Here is a 9,575-nt window from a genome sequence, read left to right as displayed (position 1 = left end):
CATGGCGAACAAGGGCCTCGAGATGATCGAGGCCGCCTATCTGTTCGCAATGCCCGTCGGCCGGATCGACGTGGTGGTCCATCCCGAGTCGATCATTCACAGCATGGTGGAATACGTCGACGGCTCGACGCTGGCCCAGCTTGGGCCGCCGGACATGAAGACGCCCATCGCCTGCGCGCTGGCGTGGCCGGACCGGATGGGGTGGCCCGCCCCCCGGCTTGCCCTCGCGGAGCTGGGCCGGCTGACGTTCGAGGCGCCTGACGAGAGCCGCTTCCCGGCGCTGAGGCTGGCGCGCGAGGCCCTTGAGGCCGGCGGCGCGGCGCCCGCGGTATTCAACGCCGCCAACGAGGCCGCTGCACTGGCCTTTCTTGACCGTCGTCTGGCCTTTCTCAATATTGCCGCAGTCGTCGCCGACACGTTGGAGCGCGCGGCCGCGTCGGGATTGGGTTCGCGCATCAACTTTGCCTGCGACGCCGCCCTCGCCATCGACGCCGAGGCGCGCCGCATGGCGGACGAGATCATCGACGGCTTGGCCGCCGCGGCCTGAGCGGCAAGGGGTAAAAGATCCGCATGACGGGCTTCATCGGCCAGGCGTTGCTCTACATCGTGCCCTTCCTGCTGGTGCTGACGTTCATCGTCACCATCCACGAGCTGGGCCACTTCCTCGTGGCGCGCGCCTTCGGAGTGAAGATCGACCGGTTTTCGGTGGGGTTCGGCAAGACCATCGTTTCGTGGACGGACCGGCGCGACACGGAGTGGCGGCTGGCTTGGCTGCCGTTGGGCGGCTACGTCAAATTCTCGGGTGATCTGGACGCCTCCAGCGTGCCGGATCAGGCCGGCCTGGCCGAGCTGCGCCAGCGGGTGATCGCCGAGAACGGGGCGGGGGCCGAACGCGACTATTTCCACTTCAAGCCGATCTGGCAGCGGGCGCTCATCGTGGCGGCGGGCCCGGCGGCCAACTTTCTGCTGGCCGTGGTCTTGTTCACGGTCCTGTTCAGCGTCGTCGGCGAGCAGATCGTCGCCCCGAGGGTGGCGCGCGTGGCCCCCGGCACGCCGGCGGCGGAGGCGGGCTTCCGCTCCGGCGACCTGATCGTGGCGGTAAACGGACAGCCCGTGCGTGAAGGCGCCGAGGTCACCCGCCGGGTCATCATGAGCGCCGGCGATCCGCTGCGGTTCACCGTCGACCGCGCCGGGCAGACCGTGAACCTGACCGCGACGCCCCAGCGGCGCCTCGAACAGGACGAACTGGCCGGTCAGGTCCGGATCGCCCGCATCGGCCTCGAGATGTCTCCTCTGCCGCAGGATTTCACCTATCGGCGACTGAATCCGCTTGAGGCGAGCGCCAAGGGGATGGACGCCATCGGTGACACCGTGGGCACCACCGCGACCTATATCGGCCGCATCTTCACCGGCAAGGAATCGGGCGACCTGCTGAACGGGCCGCTCGGCATCGCCAAGGCGGCCGGGGGGGTCACGCGACAGGCGGTTCAGGCGAATCCCGACCCCGCCTTCATCGCCGCGAACCTCGCCCTGACGTTTCTTCAGTTCGCCGCCATAGTTTCGATCGGAATTGGCATTGTAAATCTGTTGCCGATTCCGGTTCTGGATGGGGGGCATTTGCTGTTCTACGCTTATGAAGCTGTAGCGCGCAGACCCGTACCCGCCCAGGTTCAGGAGGTCGGCTATCGCGTCGGTCTTGCTTTGCTGGCGGGATTGATGTTGTTCGCCACCTGGAACGACTTGCAAAAGCTAAGCCTGTTCAAATTCCTCGGCGGGCTCGCCTGATGAGCCGACGCCAGCCCTCCGATGGTCCCCGCATGATCCGACAAGACGCGTCAGTCCTCCCTATCGCCCGGCGCCTGAGCCCCAGCCTGCTGGCCCTTGTGGTCGCCGCCGGCCTGGCCGGGCCCGCGCTCGCCCAGACGGCGCCCGACAGCCAGCCCGCCCCGCCCGTCGAGGCGGCCCCGCAGGCGGCGGTCGCTCCCCAGGAAGAGCGGCTGCAGATCAACCGCATCCTGGTCCGCGGCAACCAGCGGATCGACCAGACCACGATCCTGTCCTACCTCCCGATCCAGCCGGGCGACGTCGTCGATCCCGCGGTGCTGGACGTCGCCGTTCGCACCCTGACCCGAACCCAGCTGTTCGCGGATGTCCAGCTGGGCGTCCAGAACGGCGACCTGATCGTCGAGATCGTCGAGAATCCGATCATCAACCAGGTCGTGTTCGAGGGTAACAGCGCCCTCAGCGAGAAGAAGCTGACCGAAGAGGTCACGCTGAAGCCGCGCGGCATCTACACCCGCGCTCGGGTGCAGGAAGACGTCGGCAAGATCGTCGAACTTTATCGGCTGTCGGGCCGCATCTCGGCGACCGTCACGCCCAAGCTGGTCCAGCTGGACCAGAACCGCGTCGACGTGGTTTTCGAGATCGACGAGGGTCCTGAAACGGGGGTCCGCGCGATCACCTTCCTCGGCAACCAGGCCTTCTCGGACACCGACCTGCGCGAAGTGATGGTGACGCAGCAGTCGGCCTGGTACCGGCTGTTCACCACCAACGACAACTATGATCCGAACCGGTTGGACTACGACCGGGAGCAGCTGCGGAAGTTCTACACCAACCGCGGCTATTACGATTTCCGCGTCCTGTCCGCGATCGCCGAGCTGTCGCCCGACGACAGCGCCTTCGGCATCACCATGACGGTGGACGAGGGCGATCGCTACAATTTCGGAACGGTCGACGTCGTCACGGAGAACGACCGGCTGAACCCGGAATTCCTCAAGCTGCTGCTGCCGATCAAGTCAGGGGATCTGTACGAGAGCGACAAGATCGAAACGGCGGTCGACGCCCTGACGTTCGCCGCGGGCTCGGCCGGCTACGCCTTCGTCGAGATCGAGCCGAGCTACCGCGCCAATCCCGAGACCGACACCGTCGACGTGACCTTCAACGTCAAGGAGGGCCAGCGCGTCTACGTCGATCGGATCAACATCATCGGCAACACGCGCACGCTCGACAATGTGGTCCGCCGCGAGATGATGCTGACCGAGGGCGACGCCTTCAACCGCACCCTGCTGGAGCGGTCGCGTAACAACCTTCGCGCGCTGGGCTTCTTCAAGGACGTGACCGTCGAGGAAGCCCGCGGGTCGGCCCCTGACCGGTCGGTCGTCAATGTCACCGTCGAGGAACAGCCGACGGGCGAACTGTCGGTCGGCGCGGGGTTCAGCTCCATCGACTCCTTCGTGGTCAACCTCGGCATCACCGAGCGAAACTTCCGCGGCCGCGGCCAGAACGTTGTGGCTCGGGTCGAATGGGGTTCGCTGCGCCAGCAGGTCGATTTCCGCTTCACCGAGCCGAAATTCCTCGGTCGGGATCTCCGGGCCGGTTTTGACGCCTTCCACTCGCGTTACGACCTGAGCGAATACTCGTCGTACGACTATCGCTCGACCGGCGGCGGCGTCCGGCTGTCCTATCCGCTGAACGGCTACACCCTGCTGAGCACCCGCTACTTCCTGAAGAGCGATGAGATCATCGTTCCGCAGGGCTACTGCAACGCCAACGGGCAGGGCTCCACCGCCCTATGCGATCAAGTCGGGTCCTTCCTGAACTCGTCGGCGGGTTACACCCTGATCGTCGATCGCCGCAACGACCCCATCCGGCCGACGCGCGGCTGGACCGGCCGCCTGATCCAGGATTTCGCCGGCCTGGGCGGCGACGTGAACTATGTGAAGACCGAGGCGGAAGTGTCGGCCTATTGGGGCATCACCCCGAACTGGATCGTCACCGCCTCGGCGTCGACCGGCTATATCGGCGGTTGGGGCGGCGATCCGATCCGGATCAACGACCGCTTCTTCAAGGGGGGCAACAGCTTCCGCGGCTTCGAGACCGCGGGACTTGGTCCCCGCGACCTGACAACGACCGACGCGCTCGGCGGCAATTTCTACGCCATCGGCACGCTTGAGCTGACGGTTCCGAACTTCCTGCCCGAGCAGTACGGAATCCGGACCTCGCTGTTCGCCGATGTGGGCACCGTGGGCGTCCTCGATGACCGCTACACCGTCAATTCGCAGGGCAATCCCGATCCCACGATCGTCGATGACCTCGAGCTTCGCGCCACGGCCGGTCTCAGCATCCACTGGCGGTCGCCGATGGGCCCGATCCGCTTCGACCTTAGCCACATCCTCGGCAAGGAAGAGTACGACAAGACAGAAACGTTCCGCTTCAGCACCTCAACCCAGTTCTAGTGCGGGGGCGATCCCCGTCCAAAAGGTCCAAGATGAAACTTTTCGCTATCGGCGCCTTCGCGCTCGCTTCGCTGGCCGCCGGCTCCGCCGCCGCCCAGGCCCAGGCTCCGGCCAACCCCGGTCCGGTGATCCCGGGCGTCTGCGTGTTCCACAATGACCGGATGTTGGCCCAGTCCACCGCCGGCCAGGCCGTTCAGGCCGGCATGCAGCGCCTCGTGACCGAGGTGCAGGGCGAGCTCCAGCCCTACGCCGCCACGATCCAGACCGAGGCGCAGCAGCTCCAGCAGGGCGGCGCCACCGCCGATCCGGACGGCTCGCGCCGCCAGGCGCTGCAGCAGCGGGCGCAGGAAGCCCAGCAGCTGGAGCAGACGCGCCAGCAGGAGCTGCAATACACCCAGCAGATGCAGATCCGGGCCATCGCACAAGCCGCCGACCCGATCCTGGTCGCCGTCTACCAGGAGCGTGGCTGCGGCCTGTTGCTCGACCGCTCGGCCGTCTACATCGCCAACCCGGCGATGGACATCACCGACGTAATCATCCAGCGCGTGAACGCGGCCCTGCCGACCCTGAGCTTCAATCGGATGCAGGTGCCGGCGCAGCCCGCTCAGTAATTCAACCGACATGCCCGATCCGCGCTTCTTCGAGAGTCTGCCGGCGCTGAGCGTCAGCGAACTGGCGGAGCGGATCGGGGGCAGGGTGCAACGCGGCGGGGAGCGCATGATCTCCGCCGTGGCGCCGCTCGCTTCGGCGGGACGGGCCGACATGGCCTTCCTTGGAGATCGTAGATTCGCGGCGGCGCTGGCGACCACGGCCGCCGGCTGCGTGATCGTGCCCGCCGTCGCGGTCGACGACGCGCCGGCGGCTTCCGCGGTGGTCGTTTCGGATGAGCCTCAGGCGGCCTGGGCGCGCGCATCGGCCTTGCTGCATCGCCCCCTCGCTCTGGCCCGCTCGACCGCCGGAGATGCGCTTGAGGACGACACCGTCGTGCTGGAGCCGGGCGTGGTGCTTGGGCAGGGCGCGCGCATCGGGCGCGGCAGCCGCATCGGCGCCAACACCGTCATCGGCCCGGGCGTCCAGATCGGACGGGACTGCCACATCGGCGCCAACGCCAGCGTCAGCTTCGCCCTGATCGGCGACCGTGTCCGGCTTCTGGCCGGAGCGCGCATCGGCGAACCTGGCTTCGGAGCGGCCCGCTCAAGCACCGGTCCCGTCGACATTCCGCAACTGGGCCGGGTGATCCTGCAGGACGGCGTCTCGGTCGGCGCCAACAGCTGCATTGACCGCGGGGCCTATGACGACACGATCGTGGGCGAGAACACCAAGATCGATAATCTGGTCATGATCGGCCACAACTGCGTCATCGGACGCAACTGTTTGCTGGCGGCCAACACCGGTATTTCGGGCTCCGTCATCGTGGGTGACGGCGTCATCTTCGGCGGCAAGGCCGGCATCGGCGACCACATCCGGATCGGCGAAGGCGCGCGCGTCGCCGCGGGAGCCGGCGTGCTGGCCGACATCCCGGCGGGAGAGACCTGGTCCGGTTATCCGGCCAAACCCATCCGTCAGTTCTTGCGCGAAACGGTCTGGCTCTCCAAACAGGCGTCCGGGAAGGCGCGTTCGTAAGCGCGACGGCGAGGAAGGCCGCAGGATGAGCGACGACGGGAAGATCGATTACGCCGAAGTGATGCGGCGGCTGCCCCACCGATATCCGTTCCTGCTGGTCGACAAGGCCGAGGACTTCGTGGCCGACACCTCGATCACCGGCATCAAGAACGTCACGCACAACGAGCCCTATTTCCCCGGCCACTTCCCCATCGACCCGGTCATGCCCGGCGTGATGATCATCGAGGCCATGGCCCAGACCGGCGCCCTGCTGATGTCCAAGTCGATGGATGTGGCGGTCGAGGGCAAGGTGATCATGTTCATGTCCATCGACGGCGTCCGCTTCCGCAAGCCCGCCCGACCCGGCGACCAGCTGCGGATGCAGGTGGTGGTGACGAAGAGACGCGGCGACATCTTCAAGTTCCGCGGCGAGACCTTCATCGACGGCAAGCTGGCGTCCGAGGCCGATTTCGCGGCCATGGTCGTGACCGTGGACCAGCCGGTGAACGCGTGAGCCGAATCCACCCCGCCGCCGTGGTCGACGCCGCCGCGCAGGTCGCGGACACGGCCGAGATCGGCCCATGGTGCGTGGTTGGGCCCGGCGTGGTGCTTCAGGAGGGCGTGCGTCTCATCAGTCACGCCGTTGTCCAGCAGGACACCACCGTCGGGGCGCGCACCGTCATCCACCCGTTCTGCGTCATCGGCGGAGATCCCCAGCACGGCGGCTACAAGGGCGAGCCGGTGCGGCTGGAGATCGGCGAGGACTGCCTGATCCGCGAGCACAGCACGCTCAACCGCGGGACTCCCGGGGGGGGCGGCGTGACAAGGGTTGGAAAGGGCTGCCTGTTCATGACCGGCGCTCACGTCGGTCACGACGCGCTGGTCGGCGACAACGTCACCTTCGCCAACCACGCCACGCTGGGCGGCCATACGGAGATCGGCGACCGGGTCTTCCTCGGCGGGCTGGCGGCCGTGCATCAGTTCGGCCGGGTGGGGCAGGGCGCGATCATCGGCGGCCTTGCAGCCGTAACGCGCGACGTGATCCCTTACGGCTCGGCCTGGGGCAATCATGCGCGGCTACACGGTCTCAACCTGATCGGGCTTAAGCGCAAAGGCTACGACAAGTCGGCCGTGCGCCGTCTGTTGGCGGCCTATCGCGATCTGTTCGAAGGCGGCGGCACCTTCGCGGAGCGGGTGGGCACGGTCGAGACCGGCTACGCCGAGCTGCCCGAGATCATGGAGATCACCGCCTTCATCCGCGCCAGCGGCAAGCGGCCGCTGTGCCTGCCGGGCGAATGAGCCGGCCGCACGCAGGAAAGCTGGGCCTGATCGCCGGCGGCGGAGCCTTGCCCGTGTCCGTCGCGGCCCGATGCGAGGCTGAGGGGCGTCCGGTGTTCGTGGTGCGGCTGACCGGGTTCGCCGACCCGCATCTGGCCCGCTATCCCGGGGTCGAGGCGGGGATTGCCGAGATCGGCCGGGTGCTTTCGGCGCTGAAGAAGGCCGGCTGCGAGGCCGTCACCTTCGCGGGCGCCGTCAGCCGGCCGGACTTCAAGAGCCTGAAGCCGGACTTCAAGGGCGCCACCCTGCTGCCGGGCATCATCGCCGCCGCGAGCAAGGGCGACGACGCCCTGTTGCGGAAGATACTCTCTGTGTTCGAAGGGGAGGGCTACGTCATCGAAGGCGCGGACGACATCCTCGGCGGAGAGACGCTGGCCGCCGGCGCCATTGGCGGGATAACGCCGACGGAAGAGCAGCTCTCTGATCTAAGGAAAGCCCTGCACGTGGCGGAAAAGGCAGGAGAACTCGACATCGGTCAAGGCTCTGTCGTCTGCGACGGTCTGGTGCTGGCGGTGGAAGCGCAGGAGGGCACGGACGCCATGCTGGCGCGCGTGGCGAGCCTGCCCGCCGACCTTCGAGGCTCCTCGACGGAGCCCAAGGGGGTTCTCGCCAAGGCGCCGAAGCCGATCCAGGACCTGCGGGTCGACATGCCAGTCATCGGTTCGCGGACGGTGGAGATGGCCGCCGCCGCCGGCCTAGCGGGCGTCGGCGGGATCGCCGGCAAGCTGATCCTGATCGATCGGGAAGAAATCGTCGCCGCCGCTGACCGGCTGGGCCTGTTCGTCTGGGGCGAAACGCGGTGAGCCGTCCACTTAAGGTCATGCTCGTGGCCGCAGAGGCGTCGGGCGACGCGCTCGGAGCCGGCCTGGCCGAAGGGCTGAAGGCGCGGTTGGGCGATGACGTGGTCTTCGTCGGCGTCGGCGGCCCGCGCATGGCGGAGCAGGGCGTCCGGAGCCCCTTCGACATCGCGGACCTCTCGATCCTCGGCTGGCTCGAGGGCCTGAGGGCATACGGACTGGTCAAGCGGAGAGTGGCCGACACAGTGGCGCTGGCGGTGGCTGAGAAGCCGGACGCCGTGGTCCTGATCGACAGCTGGGGATTCACCATCCGCGTGGCCGGGGCCCTGAAGGGGGCGCTGCCCGGCGTGCCGCTGATCAAATACGTCGGCCCCCAGGTGTGGGCTTCGCGACCCGGGCGGGCGAAGACGCTGGCCGCGTCGGTCGACCACCTGCTGGCGCTCTACGCCTTCGACGCGCCTTGGTTCGAACGGGAGGGGCTGGCCACGACGGTCGTGGGCTCGCAGGCGCTGCACGTCGATATGACCAACGCCGATCCCGAGGCCTTCCGGTCGACGCGGGGCATCGCGCCCGACGCGCCGCTGCTGCTGGTGCTGCCCGGCAGCCGTCCGAGCGAAATCCGCCTGATGACGCCCGTCTACGAGGCGGCGGTCGCAAAGCTGAAGCGCGAAAACCCCGGCCTGGAGGTGGCGGTCGTCGCGGCCGGCACCGTGGCCGACGACGTGACGGCGCGGATCGCCGCCTGGCCCTTCCGCGCGCATCTGGTCGCGGAGCCTGAGAAGTACGCCGCCATGAGAGCCGCGACGGTGGCGCTGGCGACCAGCGGCACGGTGTCGACCGAACTGGCGCTGGCCGGCGCGCCCATGGTGATCGCCTACCGCTTCCAGCCGCTCAGCTATGCGATCATGAAGCCGTTCTTCACCGGCAAGTTCGCGACCCTGTTCAACCACGCCGCCGACGAGGAGATCGCGAAGGAACTGATCCAGACCGACGCCACGCCGGAGAAGGTCGCGGGCGAGGTCGGGCGGTTGCTCTCAGACCCCGCGGCGCGGGGAAATCAGGCGGCGCGGCAGACGCTGGCGCTTGACTTGATGGGCCGGGAGGGTCGCAACCCGTCAGAGATCGCGGCGGACGCCGTGCTGAGGGTGATCGCGGCCAAGGCGGCAGGGTAGGTCCGCTCGTCGCCCTCGGCCTACCCCGCCAGCCACCATCGCATTCGCCAGTCACGGCGGGCGAGCGCTGGCTGAGCTGCAACCGCCGCCGAAGAGCGGTTTTAGGAGGGAGCCCTGCTGGCGGTCGAGTGTTGACCCATATTCCCGCTCAGAGGCGCGACATGGTGATTAGATATTTCTTGGGTTTGATGGCCGGGGCGGCGACCGGGGGGCTGGTCGGATCGATCGCCGGAAATCTCACGGTCTGGGTTCGTGTCGGCATGCTGGGAGGAGTCGGCTTCATCGGGGTGTGGCATTTCCTGGAGACGCGGCGCGATCTCTAGCTCCGACTGTGCCTGCAGCCCGAGCCGTTCGCGGCCCCCTAACCTGCGTGACCTCTGCCCCGTGTCTGGGCGACCGTCCGTTGGACCATGGCGCTTCCGCCGCTTCGA

At 67.7% G+C, this 9,575-nt stretch carries 9 protein-coding genes and 1 pseudogene; all 10 read left to right on the top strand.

Features of this window, described 5'->3' with window-relative positions; translation table 11 throughout:
* Positions 1 to 547: pseudogene (locus VGB60_RS09500) on the top strand (1-deoxy-D-xylulose-5-phosphate reductoisomerase); the annotation flags it as partial.
* 23 nt (positions 548 to 570) lie between these two features.
* Positions 571 to 1,785, top strand: a complete 1,215-nt coding sequence (locus tag VGB60_RS09495) for a M50 family metallopeptidase (protein WP_331038024.1) — start codon at positions 571 to 573, stop codon at positions 1,783 to 1,785.
* 32 nt (positions 1,786 to 1,817) lie between these two features.
* Positions 1,818 to 4,235, top strand: coding sequence for an outer membrane protein assembly factor BamA (gene bamA / locus VGB60_RS09490; protein WP_331038023.1), 2,418 nt, complete (start codon positions 1,818 to 1,820; stop codon positions 4,233 to 4,235).
* 32 nt (positions 4,236 to 4,267) lie between these two features.
* The gene (locus VGB60_RS09485) at positions 4,268 to 4,846 is read left to right on the top strand and encodes an OmpH family outer membrane protein (RefSeq protein ID WP_331038022.1); all 579 of its coding nucleotides are present in this window, start codon (positions 4,268 to 4,270) and stop codon (positions 4,844 to 4,846) included.
* A gap of 10 nt (positions 4,847 to 4,856) precedes the next feature.
* Positions 4,857 to 5,858, top strand: a complete 1,002-nt coding sequence (gene lpxD, locus VGB60_RS09480; RefSeq protein WP_331038021.1) for a UDP-3-O-(3-hydroxymyristoyl)glucosamine N-acyltransferase — start codon at positions 4,857 to 4,859, stop codon at positions 5,856 to 5,858.
* Between the two features lie 25 nt (positions 5,859 to 5,883).
* Positions 5,884 to 6,351, top strand: coding sequence for a 3-hydroxyacyl-ACP dehydratase FabZ (fabZ, locus tag VGB60_RS09475; protein WP_331038020.1), 468 nt, complete (start codon positions 5,884 to 5,886; stop codon positions 6,349 to 6,351).
* Positions 6,348 to 7,136 (top strand): acyl-ACP--UDP-N-acetylglucosamine O-acyltransferase, encoded by a 789-nt coding sequence (lpxA, locus tag VGB60_RS09470; RefSeq protein ID WP_331038019.1) that lies wholly within the window; start codon positions 6,348 to 6,350, stop codon positions 7,134 to 7,136. Before fabZ ends, lpxA begins: the two co-directional genes overlap by 4 nt.
* On the top strand, positions 7,133 to 7,978 hold the full coding sequence (gene lpxI / locus VGB60_RS09465) for a UDP-2,3-diacylglucosamine diphosphatase (RefSeq protein ID WP_331038018.1): 846 nt from the start codon (positions 7,133 to 7,135) through the stop codon (positions 7,976 to 7,978). Before lpxA ends, lpxI begins: the two co-directional genes overlap by 4 nt.
* Positions 7,975 to 9,144 carry a lipid-A-disaccharide synthase gene (lpxB, locus tag VGB60_RS09460; RefSeq protein WP_331038017.1) on the top strand — a complete coding sequence of 390 codons (1,170 nt, stop codon included), beginning with the start codon at positions 7,975 to 7,977 and terminating at the stop codon, positions 9,142 to 9,144. Before lpxI ends, lpxB begins: the two co-directional genes overlap by 4 nt.
* A 161-nt stretch (positions 9,145 to 9,305) precedes the next feature.
* A complete protein-coding gene (locus tag VGB60_RS09455) occupies positions 9,306 to 9,467 on the top strand; it encodes a hypothetical protein (RefSeq protein ID WP_331038016.1) in 162 nt (53 codons plus the stop codon).
* Positions 9,468 to 9,575 lie beyond the last annotated feature (108 nt).

It is taken from the genome of Brevundimonas sp. (assembly GCF_036399195.1).
GTDB lineage: Bacteria > Pseudomonadota > Alphaproteobacteria > Caulobacterales > Caulobacteraceae > Brevundimonas.
This window is presented reverse-complemented; position numbering and strand designations above follow the sequence as displayed.

Excerpts from the sequence above, each read along its gene's own strand:
- VGB60_RS09495 (WP_331038024.1), top strand. The coding sequence starts at position 571 with ATGACGGGCTTCATCGGCCAGGCGTTGCTCTACATCGTGCCCTTCCTG.
- bamA (WP_331038023.1), top strand. The coding sequence starts at position 1,818 with ATGATCCGACAAGACGCGTCAGTCCTCCCTATCGCCCGGCGCCTGAGC.
- VGB60_RS09485 (WP_331038022.1), top strand. The coding sequence starts at position 4,268 with ATGAAACTTTTCGCTATCGGCGCCTTCGCGCTCGCTTCGCTGGCCGCC.
- lpxD (WP_331038021.1), top strand. The coding sequence starts at position 4,857 with ATGCCCGATCCGCGCTTCTTCGAGAGTCTGCCGGCGCTGAGCGTCAGC.
- fabZ (WP_331038020.1), top strand. The coding sequence starts at position 5,884 with ATGAGCGACGACGGGAAGATCGATTACGCCGAAGTGATGCGGCGGCTG.
- lpxI (WP_331038018.1), top strand. The coding sequence starts at position 7,133 with ATGAGCCGGCCGCACGCAGGAAAGCTGGGCCTGATCGCCGGCGGCGGA.
- VGB60_RS09455 (WP_331038016.1), top strand. The coding sequence starts at position 9,306 with ATGGTGATTAGATATTTCTTGGGTTTGATGGCCGGGGCGGCGACCGGG.